This is a genomic window from Saccharopolyspora sp. NPDC000359 (genome assembly GCF_040300525.1).
GTDB lineage: Bacteria > Actinomycetota > Actinomycetes > Mycobacteriales > Pseudonocardiaceae > Saccharopolyspora.
Genome location: NZ_JBEPDU010000027.1, coordinates 74,455 through 95,677, shown reverse-complemented (window position 1 = coordinate 95,677; position 21,223 = coordinate 74,455). Strand labels below are relative to the sequence as shown.

The 21,223-nt window shown below is 71.1% G+C and carries 23 protein-coding genes; 22 read left to right on the top strand and 1 reads right to left on the bottom strand.

Translation table 11 applies throughout. The annotated features are described in order from the left end of the window. Positions 1-283 precede the first annotated feature (283 nt). The 17 genes from ffh to whiG all read left to right on the top strand — a co-directional run bounded on the left by ffh (position 284) and on the right by whiG (position 15,748). On the top strand, positions 284-1,837 hold the full coding sequence (gene ffh, locus ABT324_RS18725) for a signal recognition particle protein (protein WP_351178689.1): 1,554 nt from the start codon (positions 284-286) through the stop codon (positions 1,835-1,837). Next, positions 1,834-2,913: a metal-dependent hydrolase family protein gene (locus tag ABT324_RS18720; protein ID WP_351178686.1), complete on the top strand. Its 1,080-nt coding sequence runs from the start codon at positions 1,834-1,836 to the stop codon at positions 2,911-2,913. The genes ffh and ABT324_RS18720 overlap by 4 nt, the downstream gene beginning before the upstream one ends. A 95-nt stretch (positions 2,914-3,008) precedes the next feature. After that, positions 3,009-3,800 carry a CPBP family intramembrane glutamic endopeptidase gene (locus tag ABT324_RS18715; RefSeq protein ID WP_502949760.1) on the top strand — a complete coding sequence of 264 codons (792 nt, stop codon included), beginning with the start codon at positions 3,009-3,011 and terminating at the stop codon, positions 3,798-3,800. 109 nt (positions 3,801-3,909) lie between these two features. After that, positions 3,910-4,656, top strand: coding sequence for a CPBP family intramembrane glutamic endopeptidase (locus tag ABT324_RS18710; protein WP_351178683.1), 747 nt, complete (start codon positions 3,910-3,912; stop codon positions 4,654-4,656). Positions 4,657-4,911: 255 nt separating this feature from the next. After that, a complete protein-coding gene (gene rpsP / locus ABT324_RS18705) occupies positions 4,912-5,364 on the top strand; it encodes a 30S ribosomal protein S16 (RefSeq protein WP_150067555.1) in 453 nt (150 codons plus the stop codon). Then, positions 5,361-5,600 carry an RNA-binding protein gene (locus ABT324_RS18700; RefSeq protein WP_093146638.1) on the top strand — a complete coding sequence of 80 codons (240 nt, stop codon included), beginning with the start codon at positions 5,361-5,363 and terminating at the stop codon, positions 5,598-5,600. The genes rpsP and ABT324_RS18700 overlap by 4 nt, the downstream gene beginning before the upstream one ends. 5 nt (positions 5,601-5,605) lie before the next feature. Then, positions 5,606-6,142: a ribosome maturation factor RimM gene (rimM, locus tag ABT324_RS18695; RefSeq protein ID WP_351178680.1), complete on the top strand. Its 537-nt coding sequence runs from the start codon at positions 5,606-5,608 to the stop codon at positions 6,140-6,142. A gap of 63 nt (positions 6,143-6,205) precedes the next feature. Next, positions 6,206-7,006 (top strand): tRNA (guanosine(37)-N1)-methyltransferase TrmD, encoded by an 801-nt coding sequence (trmD, locus tag ABT324_RS18690; RefSeq protein ID WP_351178677.1) that lies wholly within the window; start codon positions 6,206-6,208, stop codon positions 7,004-7,006. A gap of 190 nt (positions 7,007-7,196) precedes the next feature. Further along, the gene (gene rplS / locus ABT324_RS18685; RefSeq protein WP_351178674.1) at positions 7,197-7,553 is read left to right on the top strand and encodes a 50S ribosomal protein L19; all 357 of its coding nucleotides are present in this window, start codon (positions 7,197-7,199) and stop codon (positions 7,551-7,553) included. Positions 7,554-7,778: 225 nt separating this feature from the next. Beyond that, positions 7,779-8,687 (top strand): signal peptidase I, encoded by a 909-nt coding sequence (gene lepB, locus ABT324_RS18680; protein WP_502949762.1) that lies wholly within the window; start codon positions 7,779-7,781, stop codon positions 8,685-8,687. 7 nt (positions 8,688-8,694) lie between these two features. Next, entirely contained in the window at positions 8,695-9,447 is a 753-nt protein-coding gene (locus ABT324_RS18675; RefSeq protein ID WP_351178668.1) for a ribonuclease HII, read from the top strand. Between the two features lie 33 nt (positions 9,448-9,480). After that, entirely contained in the window at positions 9,481-9,804 is a 324-nt protein-coding gene (locus ABT324_RS18670) for a DUF2469 domain-containing protein (RefSeq protein WP_009943624.1), read from the top strand. A gap of 666 nt (positions 9,805-10,470) precedes the next feature. Beyond that, positions 10,471-10,872, top strand: a complete 402-nt coding sequence (locus tag ABT324_RS18665; protein WP_351178666.1) for a YraN family protein — start codon at positions 10,471-10,473, stop codon at positions 10,870-10,872. Then, positions 10,873-12,390 carry a YifB family Mg chelatase-like AAA ATPase gene (locus tag ABT324_RS18660; protein ID WP_351178663.1) on the top strand — a complete coding sequence of 506 codons (1,518 nt, stop codon included), beginning with the start codon at positions 10,873-10,875 and terminating at the stop codon, positions 12,388-12,390. Then, on the top strand, positions 12,390-13,547 hold the full coding sequence (dprA, locus tag ABT324_RS18655) for a DNA-processing protein DprA (RefSeq protein ID WP_351178695.1): 1,158 nt from the start codon (positions 12,390-12,392) through the stop codon (positions 13,545-13,547). The genes ABT324_RS18660 and dprA overlap by 1 nt, the downstream gene beginning before the upstream one ends. Before the next feature lie 295 nt (positions 13,548-13,842). Next, positions 13,843-14,817: a tyrosine recombinase XerC gene (locus ABT324_RS18650; RefSeq protein WP_351178660.1), complete on the top strand. Its 975-nt coding sequence runs from the start codon at positions 13,843-13,845 to the stop codon at positions 14,815-14,817. Then, on the top strand, positions 14,792-15,748 hold the full coding sequence (gene whiG, locus ABT324_RS18645; protein WP_351178657.1) for an RNA polymerase sigma factor WhiG: 957 nt from the start codon (positions 14,792-14,794) through the stop codon (positions 15,746-15,748). Before ABT324_RS18650 ends, whiG begins: the two co-directional genes overlap by 26 nt. Before the next feature lie 52 nt (positions 15,749-15,800). Here whiG and ABT324_RS18640 read toward each other — a convergent pair whose 3' ends face one another. Continuing rightward, complete coding sequence (locus tag ABT324_RS18640; protein ID WP_351178654.1) at positions 15,801-16,343, bottom strand: M23 family metallopeptidase; 543 nt, start codon at positions 16,341-16,343, stop codon at positions 15,801-15,803. Between the two features lie 404 nt (positions 16,344-16,747). On the opposite strand from ABT324_RS18640, the gene rpsB reads away from it, so the two are divergent. From rpsB to ABT324_RS18615, 5 genes are all read left to right on the top strand, one after another. Then, positions 16,748-17,566, top strand: coding sequence for a 30S ribosomal protein S2 (rpsB, locus tag ABT324_RS18635; RefSeq protein WP_350944227.1), 819 nt, complete (start codon positions 16,748-16,750; stop codon positions 17,564-17,566). 183 nt (positions 17,567-17,749) lie between these two features. Next, on the top strand, positions 17,750-18,565 hold the full coding sequence (tsf, locus tag ABT324_RS18630) for a translation elongation factor Ts (protein ID WP_351178651.1): 816 nt from the start codon (positions 17,750-17,752) through the stop codon (positions 18,563-18,565). Between the two features lie 359 nt (positions 18,566-18,924). Continuing rightward, positions 18,925-19,674 (top strand): UMP kinase, encoded by a 750-nt coding sequence (gene pyrH, locus ABT324_RS18625; protein WP_351178648.1) that lies wholly within the window; start codon positions 18,925-18,927, stop codon positions 19,672-19,674. A 105-nt stretch (positions 19,675-19,779) separates the two neighbouring features. Then, the gene (frr, locus tag ABT324_RS18620) at positions 19,780-20,337 is read left to right on the top strand and encodes a ribosome recycling factor (protein ID WP_150067541.1); all 558 of its coding nucleotides are present in this window, start codon (positions 19,780-19,782) and stop codon (positions 20,335-20,337) included. 36 nt (positions 20,338-20,373) lie between these two features. After that, the gene (locus ABT324_RS18615) at positions 20,374-21,219 is read left to right on the top strand and encodes a phosphatidate cytidylyltransferase (RefSeq protein ID WP_351178645.1); all 846 of its coding nucleotides are present in this window, start codon (positions 20,374-20,376) and stop codon (positions 21,217-21,219) included. The last annotated feature ends 4 nt before the right edge of the window (positions 21,220-21,223 follow it).

Here is a 21,223-nt window from a genome sequence, read left to right as displayed (position 1 = left end):
GTTCATCAGCCGCCGCCCCCGCCGCCCCGCCCGGGACCGCGACCGCGGCGACCGGGGCGACCGCCGCCCGCACCGCAAGGGCCAGCGCTCGCCGCAGTCCCGCGGCCCGCGCCGCGAGGACTACCAGCGCAGCTGAGCGGAGTCCGCGCGAACCCCGGGTGGCTGGTCGCAGCCACCCGGGGTTGCGCCATCTCCGCGATGCGCTGCCCAGCCCGCACCGGGGGGCGGGGCCGGGCAGTTACCCTCGCATAGGTAATCCATCGACTCTGGAGACCGTGAACCCGTGTTCGACACTCTCTCCGACCGGCTCACCTCGGTCCTGACGAACCTGCGCGGCAAGGGGCGGCTGTCCGACGCCGACATCGACGCCACCGCGCGGGAGATCCGCATCGCCCTGCTCGAAGCAGACGTGGCGCTTCCCGTGGTGCGCAGCTTCATCAAGGGTGTCAAGGAGCGCGCCAAGGGCGCTGAGGTCTCCCAGGCCCTCAACCCGGCCCAGCAGGTCATCAAGATCGTCAACGAGGAACTGGTCACCGTCCTCGGCGGCGAGACCCGGCGGCTGGAGTTCGCCAAGACCCCGCCGACCGTGATCATGCTGGCGGGCTTGCAGGGTTCCGGTAAGACGACGCTGGCGGGCAAGCTCGCCAGGTGGCTGTCCGGGCAGGGGCACACGCCACTGCTGGTGGCCTGCGACCTGCAGCGCCCGAACGCGGTGAACCAGCTGCAGGTGGTCGGCGAGCGCGCCGGGGTGCCGGTGTTCGCGCCGGAGCCGGGCAACGGCGTCGGCGACCCGGTGGAGGTCTCCCGGCGCAGCATTGACGAGGCCCGCCGGGCCCAGCACGACGTCGTCATCGTCGACACCGCCGGCCGGCTGGGCGTCGACGAGGAGATGATGAAGCAGGCTGCCGACATCCGGGACGCGATCTCCCCGGACGAGGTCCTGTTCGTGCTCGACGCGATGATCGGTCAGGACGCGGTCAACACCGCAGAGGCGTTCCGCGACGGCGTCGGCTTCTCCGGCGTGGTGCTGACCAAGCTCGACGGCGACGCCCGCGGTGGTGCCGCGCTGTCGGTCCGCGAGATCACCGGTCAGCCCATCATGTTCGCCTCCAGCGGCGAGAAGCTGGAGGACTTCGACCTCTTCCACCCGGACCGGATGGCCAACCGGATCCTGGGCATGGGTGACATGCTCACCCTCATCGAGCAGGCCGAGCAGGCCTTCGACCAGGAGCAGGCGGAGAAGGCCGCGGAGAAGCTGGGCACCGGCCAGCTGACCCTCGAGGACTTCCTGGAGCAGATGCAGGCGGTGCGCCGGATGGGCCCGCTGCAGAACCTGCTGGGGATGCTGCCGGGCGCCGGTCAGATGAAGGACCAGCTGGCCAACTTCGACGAGAAGCACCTGGACCGCATCCAGGCGATCATCCGCGGCATGACGCCCGCCGAGCGGGCCGACCCGAAGATCATCAACGCCTCCCGCCGCCAGCGCATCGCGCGCGGTTCCGGGGTGACCGTCAGCGACATCAACGACCTGGTCAACCGGTTCTTCGAAGCCCGCAAGATGATGCAGCAGATGGCCGGCGGCTTCGGCTTCGGCGGCGGTGGCGGCAGCAAGAACCGCAAGGGCAAGAAGGGGAAGAAGGGCAAGAAGGGGCGCGGCCCGACCCAGCCCAAGGGCATGCGCGGCCTGCCCGGCGGCCTCCCTGGCATGCCCCCGGGCGGGATGCCCGGCCTGCCACCCGGCGGCCCCGACCTGTCCAAGCTGGAGGGCGGCATGAACGACCTGCCGCCGGGCTTCGACCCGTCCAAGCTGAACTTCGGAAACGGCAAGAAGAAGTGACCGCGCTGCACCTGCGCGGAGTGGTGCTGCCCGACGGGGAGCACCGCGACCTGTGGGTCCGCGACGGCCGCATCAGCCTCGACCCGGTGCCGGGCGCCGAGACCGTCTTCGACGGCGGTTTCGTGCTGCCCGGCCTGGTCGACGCGCACTGCCACATCGGTGTCGGCCCGGAGGGCCCGGTGGAGCTGGACGAGGCGGTCGTGCAGGCCGAGCTCGACCGCGACGCGGGCACCCTGCTGGTCCGCGACTGCGGTTCGCCCGTCGACACCCGACCGCTGCAGCAGCGCGAGGACCTGCCGCGCATCATCCGCGCTGGTCGCCACCTCGCCCGCCCGAAGCGCTACATCCCGCACCTGGCCGACCAGCTCGACCACGAGGAGCAGCTGCCCGCAGCGGTCGCCGAGCAGGCGGCCGCCGGGGACGGTTGGGTCAAGCTCGTCGGCGACTGGATCGACCGCTCGGTGGGCGACCTGGCCCCGCTGTGGAGCGACGAGGTGCTCACCGAGGCGATCGCGACCGCGCACCGGATGGGCGCCCGCGTCACCGCGCACGTCTTCGGCGAGGACGCGTTGCCGGGGCTGATCGCCGCTGGCATCGACTGCATCGAGCACGGCACCGGCCTCACCGACGACACGGTCGAGCTGATGGCCCGGCACGGGACGGCGCTGGTCCCGACGCTGATCAACGTGGAGAACTTCCCGTCCTTCGCGGCGGCGGCCACCAAGTACCCGACCTACGCCGCGCACATGACCGAGCTGTACGAGCGGGCGGACCGGACGGTGGCGAAGGCGATCGAGGCGGGCATCCCGGTCTACGCGGGAACCGACGCGGGCGGCGGCATCGCGCACGGCGTGCTGGCCGACGAGGTCCTCGCCCTGCACCGCGTCGGGATGTCCCCCGAGCAGGCCCTCGGCGCGGCGTCGTGGGAGGCCCGCGAGTGGCTGGGCTGGCCAGCCCTCGAGCACGGCGCCCCGGCGGACCTGGTCTGCTACGCCGAGGACCCCCGCAAGGACCTCACCGAGCTGCGCAACCCCCACCGCATCGTCCTGCGCGGCACCGTCGTCCGACCCTCGTGAGTGGCGGTGGTGGTTCCAGCCACCATCCCCACTCACGAGTGATCGGCGACGCAACCCCTGCGCACTTAGGGTTGAGGCGTCGAGGGGAGGGCGCCGTGGGGGAGCAGCAGAACCGGGAGTCGCCGCAGGACGGTCCGGACCAGCCGCGCCCCGACCTGCACCCGAGGTTCTGGGAGGCCCAGCTGGAGGCCGCGCGCCGCGGCTCGCTGGCCTGGGGGCTCACCGCCTTCTTCCTCGGCTACGGCGGCTACTACCTGGTCGTGCTGGTGCTCACTGCGGTCCGACCGGGGCGCTCCGGCGGGTTCGACCCGACCACCCCGCCCAACACCGGTCCGCTGCTGCTGCTCGCCTTCGCCCCGAACATCCTGCTCGGCCTGGTGCCCGCGGTGTTCTCCTGGTGGCGCGGCCGGGGACTGCGCTCGGACTTCGGCATCCTGCCCAGGCGGCGCGACTTCAAGGTCGGGGTGGCCTGCGGTTTCGCCGCTCTGATCGGCTCCTGGGTGCTGACCCTGGTGATCATCGCGGTGTCCGGTCCGCCGCCGGAGACCGACCTGACCCGGCTGATGCAGGGCGAGCGCACCGTCTGGCTGTTCCTGTTCGCGCTCTTCGCCTTCCTGGGTGCGCCGCTGACCGAGGAGCTGCTGGTGCGCGGCGCGCTGTGGGGCGCGTTGGAGCACTACCGGCTGCCCCGGTATGCCATCCTGGTCCTGACCACGCTGATCTTCGCGCTGATCCACCAGGAGGTGTGGCGCACCCCGGTGCTGTTCGTCGGTGGCCTGGCCATCGGCGCGGCGCGGATGATCACCGGTCGGGTCGCGGCCAGCATGATCGCCCACGCCACGAACAACTTCTTGCCAGCACTCCTGCTGTTCGCCGTCGCCAGGTGATCGAGCGCTGCCGCCCATCGCGCAGATGGCGGTAACCTGACGGCTCGCCGGTGCCCGCGAGCGGTCAGGCAGGGGACCGGCCAGGCCGAGTGGCACTGCGGAGACGCCCGTGAAAGAAGCTCAACAGCCAGGATCGACCGGGGAACCCCCGGAGCGGTCGACCACCGCACCCACCCGCACCCACCGGTGGGGGCTCGGTGCGTTCTTCCTGACCCAGGCGGTCTTCGTCCTGGTGTCGGTGACGTTGGCCGCGGCCCTGGGCAGCCCGGACGCCGGGACCCTGGTGATCATGCTGATGCTGCCCACGGTGCTGGCCGGGGCGCTGGCGGTGGTGATCACCCTGGTGCGCGGCAACGGCCCGCGGCTGGACTTCGGTCTGGAGTGGCGCTGGTCGGACGTCACCACCGGGCTGGCCATCGGCGGCATCGGCCTGGTCACCACGACCATCGCCACCATGCTGTGGGCGAAGTGGGTGGGCCCGGACAACGCCCAGTCGACGGTGGGCAGCGTGCTCGACGGGGTGGAGCTGCCGCCGGTCGTGGCGGTGGTGGTCTTCCTGCACATCTGGCTGATCGCGCCGCTGTGCGAGGAGCTGCTCTACCGCGGCCTGCTCTGGGGTGCCATGGAGCGGATGCGCTGGAGCCAGCTGAACGTGTTCGTGCTCAGCACCGCGGTGTTCGCGATCGGTCACCTGGAACCGGAGCGCACGGCGCTGTTGCTGGTGATCGCGATCCCGATCGGCGTGGCCCGGATGGTCACCGGTCGACTGACCGCCAGCGTGGTGGCCCACCAGGTGAACAACTTCCTGCCCGCCCTCGGCCTCCTGCTGATCTCCCTCGGCCTGCTCCCGGCCTGACCGGCCTGCTCTTCACCTCATCGAGGGCGCTGGGGTTCCGCTGCCGACACCGCTGCGCAGGATGAGTTCGTCCCCTTCGACGCCACCCCGCAGCTGCTGCGGGGTGCGGATCTGGCAGAATGGCTAGCTGTTCGCCGCGAGGGGTCCCTCTCACCGCTTGTGGCCATTTGACCTACGAGCATTCCGAAGCGCTGCCCCACGCGGTTCGGCGTGCTCACCGGAGCACGAACGAGAGTCTGAGGAGCACCAGCACCCGTGGCTGTGAAGATCAAGCTCGCCCGGATCGGCAAGATCCGCGAGCCGCACTACCGCATCGTCGTCGCCGACGCCCGCACCCGCCGCAACGGCCGGGCCATCGAGACGATCGGGCAGTACCACCCGAAGGAGAACCCGAGCGGCATCGTCGTCGACTCGGAGCGGGTGCAGTACTGGCTGGGTGTCGGGGCGCAGCCGACCGACCCGGTGCGCAACATCCTGGAGATCACCGGCGACTGGCAGAAGTTCAAGGGCCTGCCGGGCAGCGAGGGCCGCCTGAAGGTCGCCGAGCCGAAGCCGAGCAAGCAGGAGCTGTTCGAGGCCGCGCTGGCCGCCGCTGGCGAGGAGCCGACCGTCGAGGCCACCACCCCGAAGAAGAAGGGTGGCAAGAAGGCCGAGGACAAGGCTGAGGACAAGGCCGAGGAGCAGAAGTCCGAGGAAGGTCAGGCGTGACGGTCCTCGCGGACGCGCTTGAACACCTGGTGCGCGGCATCGTCGACAACCCCGACGACGTCCGCGTTCAGCTGCTCACGACCCGGCGCGGTCGCACCCTCGAGGTGCACGTGAACCCCGACGACCTGGGCAAGGTCATCGGCCGCAGCGGTCGCACCGCGACCGCGCTGCGGACCGTGATGTCCGGCATCGGTGGTCGCGGCATCCGGGTCGACGTGGTCGACACCGACCGCTGAGCGCCATGGCTGGGCCTGAGCCGGAGACCCTCGCCGTGGGGCGCATCGTCCGACCACACGGTGTGCGGGGAGAGCTCGTCGTCGAGGTGCTCACCGACAGCCCTGAGCTGCGGTTCGCGCCCGGCTCGGTGCTCGGGACCCAGCTCCGCGGCAAGGATCGCGGGCAGGACCTCACCGTGGCAGCCGCCCGGCCGCACGCCGGGCGGCTGCTGCTGCGCGCTGAGGGCGTCGACGGCCGGGAGGCGGCCGAGGACCTGCGCGGTGTGCTGCTGACCGTCACCACCGACGTCCTCGAACCCACCGAGGACCCGGACGAGTTCCACGACCACGAACTGGTCGGGTTGCGGGCCGTCCAGGCCTCCGGGGACGAGGTCGGCGAGGTGCGCGAGGTCATCCACACCCCCGCGGGCGAGCTGCTGTCGGTGCGCACGGCCGACGACCGCGAGGTCCTGGTGCCGTTCGTGACCGAGATCGTGCCCGAGGTCGACCTGGCCGCCGGGACGCTGGTCATCGACCCGCCCGAAGGCCTGCTCGACGAGTAACCGCAACCGCAGCAGTCCCGCCCTCGCCATCCGGCGGGGGCGTTTTCCGTTTCCGAGGGCCTCATGCGCATCGACGTCATCACCATCTTCCCCGACTACCTGAACCCGCTGCGGGAAGCGCTGCTGGGCAAGGCCATCGAGCGCGAGCGGATCGCGGTCGGGGTGCACGACCTGCGGGACTGGACGCACGACGTGCACCGCGCGGTGGACGACAGCCCGTACGGCGGCGGCCCCGGCATGGTCATGAAGCCCCAGGTGTGGGGCGAGGCGCTGGACAGCGTGTGCGGCACCGGCGAGGAAGGTGCCCCGGTGCCGCGGCTGGTGGTGCCCACCCCGGCCGGTCGGCCGTTCGACCAGCGCACCGCGATCCGCTGGTCCGCCGAGCCGTGGCTGGTCTTCGCCTGCGGCCGGTACGAGGGCATCGACCAGCGGGTGATCGACGACGCGGCCACCCGGATGCCGGTGGAGGAGGTCTCCATCGGCGACTACGTGCTGGTCGGCGGCGAGGTCGCCGCGCTGGTGATGATCGAGGCGGTGGCCCGCCTGCTGCCCGGGGTGCTGGGCAACCCGCTGTCGGCCGAGCAGGACTCCTTCTCCGACGGCCTGCTGGAGGGGCCCTGCTACACCCGCCCCGAGGTCTGGCGCGGGCACGCCGTCCCGGACGTGCTGCGCTCCGGCAACCACGCCGCGATCAACCGCTGGCGGCGGGACCAGGCGCTGGCCCGCACCTACCGCAGGCGCCCGGATCTGCTGGCCGCGCTGCCGGAGGGGGCCCTGGATGGGGCCGACCGCGCGCAACTCGATAAACTGCGGGCGTCGGACCACTCCGACGAGTCCCGGGATGCCGGAGACGCCCCCCGCTGACCCCGTGTCAGTGGGGTCGGTTGAGACGCCGAGAGGCGGATCTGGCACACTGGAACGGTTGACACAGCCGGACAGGTGTTCGGCGTGCGTTAAGCAAGTTCACCCCGTGTCAGGCGGTGCCCGCCAGTAGGTCGGGTCATCGACATGCGAGAACACGGGTGCCTTCGACACGGATGAGGACGGACCACCGATGAACACCCTGGACGCGTTGGACGCCCAGTCGCTGCGTTCCGACATCCCGGCCTTCCGGCCCGGTGACACGCTGAAGGTCCACGTCCGCGTCATCGAGGGTTCGCGCGAGCGGACTCAGGTCTTCCAGGGCGTGGTCATCCGCCGGCAGGGCGATGGCATCCGGGAGACCTTCACCGTGCGCAAGGTTTCCTTCGGTGTCGGTGTGGAGCGGACGTTCCCGGTGCACACCCCGAACATCGCGCAGATCGAGGTCGTGACGCGTGGTGACGTTCGGCGGGCGAAGCTGTACTACCTGCGCGACCGGCGCGGCAAGGCGGCGAAGATCAAGGAGAAGCGGGAGACCGCCGCTTCCTGATCGGACGGACGTGTGGTGAACAGCCCGGATGCCCCGCATCCGGGCTGTTCCCTTTTGTCCGGGATGCAGTTCCACCTTCGGGTGATCAGTGCGGGGCGGGGCGTGCGGTTCATCTCGGGTGAGGTGGAAAAGAGCACGTCATGGCGGCTTGGCCGGGCTGGGCGAAGCGGGGGAGCGCGACGGTGCCCGCCGCGGTTCCAGTAGCCTGGCCCGGTGGCCGACGTCATGCGCAGCGGATCAGCGGAGGAGCCCAACGAGGCGGAGCAGCACGGCGGTGCTCCGGACGATTCGGGGGACGCTCCTCGCCGCCGCAAGCCCAAGGAGAAGAAGAAGGGCTCGTTCTGGCGCGAGCTGCCGATCCTGATCGTCACCGCCCTGGTGCTGACGGTCCTCATCCAGGCGTTCATCGCGCGGGTCTACGTGATCCCGTCGCAGTCGATGGAGCAGACCCTGCACGGGTGCGACGGCTGCAACAACGACCGGGTGCTGGTCGACAAGATCACCTACCGGTTCTCGGACCCGGAGCCGGGTGACGTCGTGGTGTTCCGCGGCCCGCAGGCGTGGGTGCAGAACGAGTTCCGGGCGGATGAGCCCACCAACCCGGTGGCTGGTTTCTTCCAGGGCGTGGCCGGGCTGCTGGGCTTCGGCGCGCCGGACGAGAAGGACTTCGTCAAGCGGGTGATCGCGGTCGGCGGCCAGACGGTCGAGTGCTGCGACGCGCAGAACCGGGTCCTGGTCGACGGCAAGCCGCTCAACGAGCCGTACCTGTACTGGGAGCCGGGCCGCGGCGTCGGTCAGGACGAGTTCGAGGCGGTGACGGTTCCGCCGGGCCACCTGTGGGTGATGGGGGACAACCGCAACGACTCGGCCGACTCCCGGGTGCAGGGCGGCGGTGGCGTCCCCGGCGCGGTGCCGGTGGACAACGTGATCGGCAAGGCGCAGTTCATCGTGCTGCCGCCGACCCGCTGGCAGGGCATCGACGACCCCAACCCGCAGCAGCAGGCGCTGGGCATGGGCGCACCCGCCTGGCAGACCGGCCTGCCGGTCGGGTTCGGGGTGGCCGCGGCGTTCCCGACGGTGTGGCTGGGTCGTAGGCTCGTCGGTGTGGTGAGCAAGCGACGAGCCTCGGAGTGACGTTGACGTGACGGTGGCGGAGTTCCGACCGCCGAGGTCGGTGATCCGGCGCAGCAGCGGCAACTGGGCCCTCCAACGCGCGCTGGACCGCCGTGGCCTCGGACCGGTGGCGGGGGTGGACGAGGCCGGGCGTGGTGCGTGCGCCGGGCCGCTGGTGGTGGCCGCGTGCGTCCTGAAGCCGGGTGACGACCGGCGCTTCGAGGGGCTGACCGACTCGAAGGCGCTGTCCGAGGTCGACCGGGAGCGGTTGTTCGAGCGCATCACCCAGCGCGCGCTGAGCTGGTCCACCGTGGTGATCCCCGCCGAGGACGTCGACGCGCTCGGCATCCACGTGGCCAACCTGGAGGGCATGCGGCGGGCGGTCGCCCAGCTCTCCGAGCACCCCGGTTACGTGCTCACCGACGGGTTCCGGGTGCAGGGCCTGGCCACCCCGAGCGTGGCGGTGGTCAAGGGCGACCTGGTGGCGGCCTGCGTGGCGGCGGCATCGGTGCTGGCGAAGGTGACCCGCGACCGGTTGATGACCGAGCAGCTGCACGAGCAGTTCCCGGTCTACGGGTTCGACGTGCACAAGGGGTACAGCACGCCGCTGCACTCGACCCGGCTGACCGAGCACGGGCCCTGCCACGAGCACCGCTGGTCCTATGCGAACGTGGTGGCCGCGGCGCGGCGGCACGGCTTGCGCTCGCCGCGCTCGGTGAGCAGCAAGCCCGGGCTGTTCGATGCTTCTGAGGGGGAAGTGGTGGACAATGAGGTGTTGTAGTCCGATCGGCAACGCAGAAGGGCTCGCACAGCGATGAGCGCCGAGGATCTCGAGAAGTACGAGACCGAGATGGAGCTGCAGCTCTACAAGGAGTACCGCGACATCGTCGGGCAGTTCACCTATGTCGTGGAGACCGAACGGCGCTTCTACCTGGCCAACGCGGTGGACGTGCAGGTGCGCAACTCCGACTCGGAGGTCTACTTCGAGGTGGCGATGTCGGACGCGTGGGTGTGGGACATGTACCGCCCGGCGCGGTTCGTCAAGAACGTCCGCGTGATCACGTTCAAGGACGTCAACGTGGAGGAGTTGGACAAACCGGATCTCCGCCTGCCGGAGAGCGGCCCGTTCGGTTCCTGACCCGGAGGCATGACGAAGGAGCTCGGGCGGTCGTCGGAGGACGACCGCCCGAGCTTTCTGCGCTCCACAACGACCACCCGCGCGACAACTCCCGACTGGCGCCCCGACCCACGCGATCAGGCAGTTCCGGTCGGTGGTGGTGCCGGACCACCACGCACTCGCCCAGTCCGACGCACGGTCCTACGGTGAGGCGGTGACGGCCGCGATTTCAACGAAATTCGCGCAACCACTCGCCCGCGGGCTCCGTCGAGGACGACGCAATTTCCATTGAAATTGCGCCACGCAAAGCAACCGCCCGCCGCTTCGAACCCCAAACGAGACCGCACCCGTCGCCGCGGCGTCCCGCCCCGAGTCTTCGTGCTGCCACCGCTGAACGCCCTCGGCCACGGCCAAGCCTGCCCTGGTGGGTTCAAGAACTAGAGCATCTTTTGCAAATTTCCCTTCGCATTCTGGCGAATTCACACTCTTCCGGGTGAGCGAAATTGTCCACAGGGGATCGGCTTATCCACAGATTTCCCTGTGGTGGTGGAGATCGGCCGGCGTTCCGGGCACATTGGAGTTGTCCATCCGTGCCCAGAACTGTTGGCGCGCCGCGGGAAATCCCCTCGCCGTGCTTGAACGGTGCTGCCCAGGCACGGGAAGTCCTGGAAGACCGAGGAGGAACTCGTGCGTCGAAAGAAGGTCCTGGGCCCGGTTAGCGACGTGTGCACCGGTGACGGCAGGCATGCGCTGGGGCAGGCAGGGGAGCGGCTGGCCGCCGGGTTGCTGGAGGGCCGTGGGATGACCGTGCTGGACCGGAACTGGCGGTGCCCGCAGGGTGAGCTCGACATCGTCGCCGCGGATGGCGACACCGTGGTGTGCTGCGAGGTCAAGACACGCTCCGGGACCGATTACGGCGGGCCGATCTACGCGCTCAACCCGCAGAAGATCACCCGCATCCGCATCGCCGCGCGGTCCTGGTTGGCCGCGCGCGAGCTGGTGGGCTGCCCGGTCCGCTTCGACTTCGTCTCGGTGCTGTGGCCACCGGGCAGACCCGCGCGCCTCCGGCACCTCGAGGGGGTGTTCTGAATGGCGTTGCGGCGGACCTGGGCGGTCGCGCTGTTCGGCGTGGACGGCGTGCTCGTCGAGATCGAAGCGGACGTGCGCAAGGGCGGCATGCCCTCGTTGCAGCTGCTCGGCCTGCCGGACACCGCGTTGCAGGAGTCCAAGAACCGCGTTCGGGCGGCGATCCAGAACTGCCGGGAGGACTGGCCGGCGAGCTGCGTGACGCTCGCGCTGTCTCCGGCTGCGCTGCCCAAGGCCGGGACCTCGTACGACCTGGCCCTGGCCTGCGCGGTGCTGGCCGGTGCGGAGCTGGTGCCGCCGCACCGGCTGGCCAGGACGGTGCTGTTCGGGGAACTGGCGCTGGACGGCCGGATCCGCTCGGTGCACGGCCTGCTGCCCGCTCTGCTGACCGCGCGGAAGGAGGGCATGCGCCGGGCGATCGTGCCCGCGGAGGGGCTGGCCGAGGCACGTCTGGTGGAGGGCATCGAGGTCCTGGGCGCCACGCACCTGCGCGAGGTGGTGGCGTGGTTGCGCGAGCTCGGCGAACTGGCCCGGCACCCACCACCGGGGGACGAACGCCCGGCGGAGCCGGTGCCGGACCTCGCCGACGTGCTCGGCCAACCGGAGGCGCGCTGGGCGCTCGAAGTCGCGGCAGCCGGTGGGCACCACCTGCTGATGGTGGGGCCGCCCGGTACGGGCAAGACGATGCTGGCCAAGCGGTTGTGCGGGTTGCTGCCGGAGCTGAGCGGGCAGGAAGCGCTGGAGGTGACGGCGATCCGGTCGGTGGCCGGGGACCTCACCGACGCGGTGAGCCTGGTGCGGACCCCGCCCTTCGTGGCCCCGCACTCGTCGCTGTCCATCCCGGCGCTCGTCGGCGGCGGCACCGGTCTGGCCAGGCCGGGCGCGGTGAGCAGGGCACACCGCGGGGTCCTGCTCCTGGACGAAGCGTGCGAGCTCGGGCCGAAGCGGCTGGAGGCGCTGCGCACGGCGTTGGAGGAGGGCGAGGTCCGGCTGGCCCGGCGGGACGGGACGCTCCGCTACCCGGCGCGGTTCCAGCTCGTGCTGGCGACCAACCCCTGTCCGTGCGCGCCCGCCAGGGACCTGGACTGCCAGTGCCCGCCGCAGGTCCGGCGGCGCTACCTCGGCAAGCTCTCGGGTCCGCTGCTGGACCGGGTGGACCTGCGGGTGCGGATGCGTCCGATCACCGCGATGACCGCCCACGGCGGTGCTGAGCCGGAGAGCACCGCGGTGGTGCGCGACCGGGTGGCGCAGGCGCGCGCTGCCGCTCGGGAGCGGTGGTCGGCGCACGGGTGGCAGACCAACACCGAGGTCCCGGGGCCGGTGCTGCGGCGCGAGTTCGCGCTGCCCGACCAGGTCACCGGGCTGCTCGATCGCGGATTGGAGGTCGGCGCGATCACCGCGCGCGGTGCGGACCGGTGCCTGCGGGTGGCGTGGACGTTGGCCGACCTCGACGGCAAGGAGCGCCCCGACGCCGCGCACGTGGCGGCGGCGCTGGAGTTCCGGGACAGGAGGGCTGCGTGATGGGGAGCTGGGCGAACATGGGGGAGAAGGGGCGGCGGGAAGTGCGGTTGGCGAGGGCCTTTCTCGCCGCGGCCGCCGAACCACCGGCCCCGGCGCTGGCCGGTTTCGTGGCCCGGCACGGTGCCTGCCGGGCGGTCGAGGTGGTCCAGCAGGGGAAGGCACCGCCGGACGTGCTGGCCGAGGTCGAGGCCAGGTACGAGCACGTGGACGCGGAGCGGCTGCTCGAAGCGACCGAGGCGACCGGGGCCCGGCTGGTCGTGCCGGAGGAGCCGGACTGGCCGAGCGGTGCCTTCGAGAACCTGGCGGGGGCGCGCGAGGTCGGGCTCCCGGAGGTCGCCGAGCCGATCGCGCTCTGGGTGCGGGGTGGGACGGACCTGACGGCGGTCCTCGACCAGGCGATCGCCGTTGTCGGCGCCCGCGCGGCCTCCGGCTACGGCGAGCACGTGGCCGCGGAGCTTGGCCACGGGCTCGCCGGGGCGGGGTTCACGGTGGTTTCCGGCGCGGCGTACGGCATCGACGGTGCGGCGCACCGGGGTGCGCTGGCCGCTGGCGGTCGGACGGTGGCGTTCCTGGCCTGCGGCGTCGACATCGACTACCCGGCGGGGCACAGCCGCCTGCTGCGCGCGGTGGCCGAGCAGGGTGCCGTGGTCAGCGAGTACCCACCCGGGACGGAGCCGCGCAAGCACCGGTTCCTGGTCCGGAACAGGCTGATCGCGGCCTCCGGTCGGGCCACGGTCGTGGTGGAGGCGGGGGCGCGCAGCGGCGCGGGCAACACCGCGAACACCGCGGACGCGCTGGGGCGCCCGGTGCTGGCCGTGCCCGGGCCGGTCACCTCGAAGAATTCGGTGGGGTGCCACGGGATGGTGCGGTCCGGACGTGCGGTGCTGGTCACCAGCACCGAGGAGGTCCTCGAGGCGGTCAGCCCGATCGGTGCGCTGAGCGCGGCCGAGGCCGCCGGTGCGCACCGACGCACCGACGGGCTGCACCCGCACGCCCAACGCCTGCACGACTCGCTGCGCGGCATGGCGGGGGCCAGCGCGGCCGAGCTCGCGCGGGACTGCGGCCTCCCGCTGGGCGAGGTGCGGGCGCTGCTCCCGGAACTGGAGCTGTCCGGGTTCGCGGTCCGAGACGAGCGGGGGTGGTCGATCGCGCGGTGAACCCACGGAAACAGGCACCAGCGCGGTTTTCAGCTTCGAGGGCGCAACCGCGGAGGTTCCCCGAACGGCGGGCCTTCCGCCGCACCTGCGCAGCACGGTGGAGGGTTCGCCGGGAACCGATCCGACCAGCTCAGACCGGGAGACGTGCGGCGGCGTTCGCGCGCGGGCGGGACGTCGGGGTGGCTGGTCGCGGGCCGTCGAGCGGGACGCGGAGAGCGGCGGCTCGGGGGCGAGTGATCATGATTCGGCGTGGCGATGCTTGACCGGTGGCGGCCCAAGGGCCAGCGTCTGAGGCATGGCTCGTGCCCGTTCCCCCGAATCGCGAAGACCCGATTTCCGCGCGGTTCGGGCGAAACTGCCCGAGTCCCTGGGGGCGGCGGTCGACGGGTTCGAACGGCACCTCGCCGCGGAGCGCGGGCTGTCGGTGCACACCGTCCGCGGTTACATCGGCGACGTCATCTCGCTGCTCGATCACCTGTCCGGGGCAGCGGGTCGGCAAACCCTTGCTGAACTGGACATCTCGGTGCTGCGGGAGTGGTTGTCGGCGCAGCACGCGCAGGGTGCGAGCCGTTCGACGATGGCACGGCGGACGGCTGCCGCCCGCACCTTCACGGCCTGGGCGCTGCGCGCCGGGCTGGTGCGAAGCGACCCCGGGCCGCGCCTCGCGGTGCCGTCCAAACCGCGGAAGCTGCCCGCGGTGCTGCGCACCGACCAGGCGGACGCGGCGTTGCGGGCCTCCGCAGCGGGAGCCGAGCAGGGTGATCCGGTAGCGCTGCGTGATCACGCGGTGCTCGAGCTTCTGTACGCCACCGGGGTCCGCGTCGCCGAGCTGTGCGGGTTGGACGTCGACGACGTCGACCGCGAGCGCCGGGTGGTCCGCGTCATCGGCAAGGGGGACAAGGAACGCGTTGTGCCGTTCGGCGCACCGGCGGACGAGGCGCTCGGCCGATGGCTCACCGCCGGACGGCCGAAGCTGGTGCGCGCTGAATCCGGTGCCGCGCTGTTCCTGGGGGTCCGGGGTGGACGGCTGGACCCGCGCACGGCGCGGCGGACCGTGCACGACGCGGTCGAAACCGTTTCCGGTGCACCGGACGTCGGTCCGCACGGCATGCGGCATTCAGCGGCGACCCATTTGTTGGAAGGCGGTGCGGACCTCCGTAGCGTTCAGGAGTTGCTTGGTCACGCTACGCTCGCAACGACCCAGCTTTACACCCACGTGACCGTTGAACGGCTGAAGGCGATCCATGACCGAACCCACCCCCGTTCCTGACCACGCCGGGGGCGGCGCCGACACGGTGGCCGCGAGACCGGACTCGGCGCCGGTGACCGCCCGTGACCAAGGCGGTTCGACGAACGGCCACGCCCCCGAGTGCGTGCGTCGCCGCGGACTGTCCCTGGCGGCCGAAGCCGCCGCGGCCTCCGACGGGGACCAGCGCAGTGCCGACGACGTGGAAGCGGGCATCGTCGCGCTCTGGCAGGCGTTCGGCGAGCGGCGCGACCAGGAGCTCCGCGACCGCCTGGTGCTGCACTACGCGCCGCTGGTCAAGTACGTCGCGGGCCGGGTGGGCACCGGGCTGCCCTCGCACGTCGAGGTCTCCGACCTGATCCAGTCCGGCATCTTCGGGCTGGTGGACGCGATCGAGAAGTTCGAGCCCGAGCGCGGCCTGAAGTTCGAGACCTACGCGATGCAGCGCATCCGCGGCGCCATCCTGGACGACCTGCGCGCCCAGGACTGGGTGCCCCGATCGGTGCGCAGCCGGGCCAGGGACGTCGAGCGGGCGCTGGAGCGCCTGGAGGCGAAGCTGCAGCGCACCGCCACCGATGCCGAACTGGCCGCCGAGCTGGAGCTGTCCGTGGACGAGCTCCGCGAGCTGCTCGCCCAGCTGCAGATGACCAGCGTGGTCGCGCTGGACGACCTCATCGGGGCTGGACCGATGCAGGCCTCCCTGGCCGAGACGCTGCCCGACGACCGCGCCGAGGACCCGGTGGCGGCCCTGGTGGACCGGGACAGCCGTCGGCAGCTGGCCGAGGCGGTGGAACGGCTGAGCGAACGCGATCGGGTGGTCGTCACGCTCTACTACTTCGAGAACCTCACCCTCGCCGAGATAGGCAAGGTCCTCGGGGTGACGGAGTCGCGCGTCTGCCAGCTGCACACCAGGGCCGTGCTGCGCCTGCGCACCAAGCTCACCGAAGCGGGCTGACGGCCTGCCGGACCGGGGGTGGCGCTCCCGCGGAGGTCGCCACCCCGGCGCGTCAGTCCCAGGGCAGCAGGCGGACGTGGCCGATGCCCACCAGGCGGAGCGGGTCCAGGTAGGTCACCCGCTCGCGGGCTCCCCAGTGCAGGCAGGCCTGGGGCGGTCGCGCAGCGCACTCCGGGTGGCCCGGCTCCAGGGTGCCGATCGGTTGGCCCCTGGTGATCTGGTCACCGACCGCCACCGTCGGGCGGACCGGCTCGTAGGTGGTCCGCAGGCCCGTCGGGTGTTCGATCGACACCAGGTTGCGGCCCGCCACCTGACCTGCGAAGACGACGATCCCGTCGCCCGCGGCCAGCACCGGCTGGCCGACCTCGCCGACCAGGTCCACCCCGCGGTGGCCGGGGCCGTAGGTGTGCGCTGGGGCGTCGAACGGGCGGGCGACCGCGGGCGGCGGTGCCAGCGGCCACCCGAACTGGCCTTCGGCGGTCCGGGCGGCCGGTGCCGGAGCGGGTGGGGCGGTCGGTTCGGGTGTGGCGGCCAGGCCGATCGCGGCGGTGCTGAGACCGCCGCACAACAGGGCCGAACTGATCAACAAGCGCATTCACCCACAGTGGTCGCGCACCGCTGCGGGCACCAGGGGGAAGCGGAAATCTGTGGACAAACCAGGCGGCTGTGGACAACTCGCAGTCCACGATCGGGTCGGCTGGCGCGTCCAGTACACTGTTGGCGCGGTTTCGTGTCCGCACGGACCGACTTCGCGTGCCCGCACGTCACGCCTGCGCAGGTAGCCGGACCGAACGGTCGGCCACCAGGTGGCTCAGTACCGAGTTCAACACCTCGGACGCTGCTGCCCCGGCAGGGTGCCGGTGCCCCGCGGTCCCGGCTCCTCGCGAGCCCGGGCGGGGTGGCCGGGGCGGGTACCAGGGCGGCGGGTCACCCGGCTCGTCGCGGCAACCGAATCGCGCGCCACCCGGCGCGCCCGACTCACGAGGTGCGAACCAGGCCATGGCCGTCGTCACCATGAAGCAGCTGCTCGACAGCGGCGTGCACTTCGGGCACCAGACCCGTCGCTGGAACCCGAAGATGAAGCGCTACATCTTCACCGAGCGCAACGGCATCTACATCATCGACCTGCAGCAGACGCTGTCCTACATCGACGGGGCGTTCGACTTCGTCAAGCAGACGGTCGCGCACGGCGGGACGATCCTGTTCGTCGGCACCAAGAAGCAGGCGCAGGAAGCGATCGCCGAGCAGGCCCAGCGGGTCGGCATGCCGTTCGTCAACCAGCGCTGGCTGGGTGGCATGCTCACCAACTTCCAGACCGTCCACAAGCGTCTGCAGCGTCTCAAGGAACTCGAGACCATGGAGCAGACCGGGGGCTTCGAGGGTCGCACCAAGAAGGAGATCTTGATGCTGACCCGCGAGAAGGACAAGCTCGAGAAGACCCTCGGCGGTATCCGCGACATGAGCAAGGTGCCCAGCGCCGTGTGGATCGTGGACACCAAGAAGGAGCACATCGCCGTCGGTGAGGCCCGCAAGCTGGGCATCCCGGTGGTGGCGATCCTGGACACCAACTGCGACCCGGACGAGGTCGACTACCCGATCCCGGGCAACGACGACGCGATCCGCTCCGCCGCCCTGCTGACCCGCGTGGTCGCCGACGGCGTCGCCGAGGGCCTGATGGCCCGCAGCGGCCGCACCAACGGCGCCCCGGAGGGCGAGGAGAAGCCCGCCGGTGGCGAGCCGCTGGCCGAGTGGGAGAAGGAGCTGCTGGCCGGTTCCGGTCAGGCCGCCGAGGGCGGCGAGCAGCCCGCGCAGTCCTGATGCACCGCGCCCCGCGTCCGCTGGTCGGGCGCGGGGCGCGATCAGGCTGCTTGCCAGTCACACTTGCGGGTGTGATTGCCCGAGCTGGGCACGCCGCCCCGCCGAGCGGATCGGACGCCGCGGGGGCGCGGCCCGCCTGCAAGACCTTCGAAGCTGCGTAACAAGAGGGACGGATAACGCACGATGGCGAACTTCAGTGCGGCCGACGTCAAGCGTCTTCGCGAGCTGACCGGCGCCGGCATGATGGACTGCAAGAAGGCGCTCGAGCAGAACGACGGTGACTTCGACAAGGCCGTCGAGAGCCTCCGCATCAAGGGTGCCAAGGACGTCGGCAAGCGCGCCGAGCGCGCCACCGCCGAGGGCCTGGTCGCCGCGGACGGCGGGGTGCTGATCGAGCTGAACAGCGAGACGGACTTCGTCGCCAAGAACGACGAGTTCATCCAGCTCGCGAACAAGATCGCCGGTGCGGTCCGCGAGGCCGGTGCCGGTGACCTGGAGAGCGCGCTGGCCGCGCCGCTGGACGGCAAGACCGTTTCCGACGCCATCCAGGAGCTGTCCGCCAAGATCGGCGAGAAGCTGGAGCTGCGCCGGGTCGCCAAGTTCGACGGCGCCGTGGCCACCTACCTGCACCGCCGTTCCGCGGACCTGCCCCCGGCGGTCGGCGTGCTGGTCGAGTACACCGGTGACGACGCCGACGCCGCTCGCGGTGCCGCGATGCAGGTCGCCGCGCTCAAGCCGAAGTACCTGCACCGCGACGAGGTCCCGGAGGACATCGTCGCCAACGAGCGGCGCATCGCCGAGGAGACCGCGAAGGCCGAGGGCAAGCCGGAGAAGGCCCTGCCGAAGATCGTCGAGGGTCGCCTGAACGGCTTCTTCAAGGAGAACGCCCTGCTGGACCAGCCGTCGGTGCAGGACAACAAGAAGACCGTCAAGGCGCTGCTGGACGAGGCCGGCGTGACGGTCACCGGCTTCGTCCGGTTCGAGGTCGGCCAGGCCTGACCTGCTGCTGTGGGCGGCCTGCCGGGCCAGCACCCAGCGGTGTCCCACCTGCGCACCGGTCGTGGTGCGCGGGTCGGCTCGGCAGCCGCCGCACGCGGCTTCGGCGCCCCGCCTTCGTGGAAAGGCGGGGCGCTTTCGCAAGATCGTGGTACCGCGCCCGCGGCGGCGCGGTCCGCGCGGTTGAGAAGTGCGACGCGTTCGACTGCACTGAACAGCGGTGGGCTCACGACCTGCGGGTTCTCATGCGCCTTCTCGAGGACGGGCCCGGGCGGCCGCGTCCCGGCCGAGAAGACGCATGAGGTTCCGCCAGGTGCCCACCAACGCGAATTGACCACAGCAGAACCTCGCAGGAGGAATCAGTGACCGACGAGGGCCCAACGCAGCGGGGTTACGGCCGGGTGCTGCTCAAACTGGGCGGTGAGATGTTCGGCGGGGGCAGCGTCGGGATCGACCCGGACGTGGTCGGCACGGTGGCCCGGCAGATCGCCGAGATCGTCGCCGACGGGGTCGAGGTGGCCATCGTGATCGGCGGCGGCAACTTCTTCCGCGGCGCCGAGCTGCAGCAGCGGGGGATGGAGCGGGCCCGCGGTGACTACATGGCCATGCTGGGCACCGTGATGAATTGCCTGGCTCTGCAGGACTTCCTGGAGCGTGAGCACGGCATCGACACGCGCGTGATGACCGCGATCACCATGGGCCAGGTGGCCGAGCCCTACATCCCGCGCCGCGCCATGCGGCACATGGAGAAGGGCCGCGTGGTCATCTTCGGTGCGGGAACCGGGATGCCCTACTTCTCCACCGACACCACCGCCGCGCAGCGCGCGCTGGAGATCGGCTGCGAGGTCGTGCTGATGGCCAAGGCCGTCGACGGCGTCTACACCGCGGACCCGAAGACCACGCCGGACGCGAAGCTGTTCGACAGCATCACCCACCGCGAGGTGCTGGAGCGCGGCCTGAAGGTCGCCGACGCGACCGCGTTCAGCCTGTGCATGGACAACCACATGCCGATCCTGGTGTTCAACCTGCTGCAGGAGGGCAACATCGCCCGCGCGGTCGGCGGGGAGAAGATCGGCACGTTGGTCAGCACCCCGGCCGCCGCGTCGGCCTGACGGTGCTGGTGGGATCCTGATCTGGTCGCGGGCCCGCCGCAGGGCGGCGGCGCACCGCGGGCGACACTTGCAATGTCCACCGGTCGGCAGACTTAAGGAGCAGCCGTGATCGACGAAGCTCTTCTCGAAGGCGAGGAGAAGATGCAAAAGGCGGTGGAGCGGGCCAAGGACGAGCTGGCCACCGTGCGCACCGGCCGTGCGAACCCCGCGATGTTCTCCGGCATCGTCGTCGACTACTACGGTTCGCCGACGCCGTTGAACCAGCTGGCCAGCGTCTCCGTGCCGGAGGCGCGGTTGGTGGTCATCAAGCCCTACGACGCCAGCCAGCTGGCGGCGATGGAGAAGGCCATCCGCGACTCCGACCTGGGCGTCAACCCCTCCAACGACGGTCAGCTCATCCGGGTGGCGATCCCGCAGATGACCGAGGAGCGCCGCAAGGAGATGGTCAAGCTCGCCAAGCAGAAGGGCGAGGACGGCAAGGTCAGCGTGCGGGGCATCCGCCGCAAGGTGAAGGAAGAGATCGACCGCATCGTCAAGGACGGCGAGGCCGGTGAGGACGAGGGCACCCGCGGCGAGAAGGAGCTCGACAACCTCACCCACCGCTACACCGCCCAGATCGACGACCTTGTGAAGCACAAGGAAGCAGAACTGCTCGAGGTCTGAGTGGTGACGGCCGGCCAGTGCGAAGGTGAGTCCGGAATGCCCGCTGGCGCCCCGGACCCGCCTTCGCGTCCTTCCCGGGCCGGACGCGACCTCCGTGCCGCCATCGGCGTCGGGGTGGTGCTCGGCGCCGCGATCATCCTCTCGTTGCTGATGGTGCGCTTCGTCTTCATCGGCATCGTCGCCGCCGCGGTGGCGGTCTCCAGCGTGGAGTTGTCCAGCGCGCTCAAGCGCGGCGCGGACATCCGGGTCTCGCTGGTCCCCGTGCTGGTGGGCGGGCAGGCCATGGTGTGGTTGTCCTGGCCGTTCGGCCTGCGCGGCACGCTGGTGGCGTTCGTGATCACCGTGCTGGCCTGCCTGGCGTGGCGGTTCCGGCACGGCGTCGACGGCTACGTGCGGGACGTGACCGCGTCGGTGTTCACCGCGTCCTACGTCCCGCTGTTCGCCGCGTTCGCCGCGATGCTCGTGCGGCCGGAGGACGGCGCGTTCCGCGCGCTGTGCTTCATGATCGGAGTCGTCGCCTCCGACACCGGTGGCTACGCGTTCGGCGTCCTGTTCGGCAAGCACCCGATGGCGCCGAAGATCAGCCCGAAGAAGTCCTGGGAGGGCTTCGCCGGGTCGATGCTGGTCGGCGTGGTGGCCGGGGCGCTGTCGGTGACGCTGCTACTGGGCGGCGACTGGTGGAAGGGCGTGCTGTTCGGCGCTGCCCTGGTGTGCACCGCGACGCTGGGCGACCTGATGGAGTCGCTGATCAAGCGGGACCTTGGCATCAAGGACATGGGCAACCTGCTGCCCGGTCACGGCGGCCTGATGGACCGGATGGACTCGCTCCTGCCGTCCGCGGCCGCCGCCTGGATGATGCTCTTCTGGCTCATCCCGACCTGAGCGC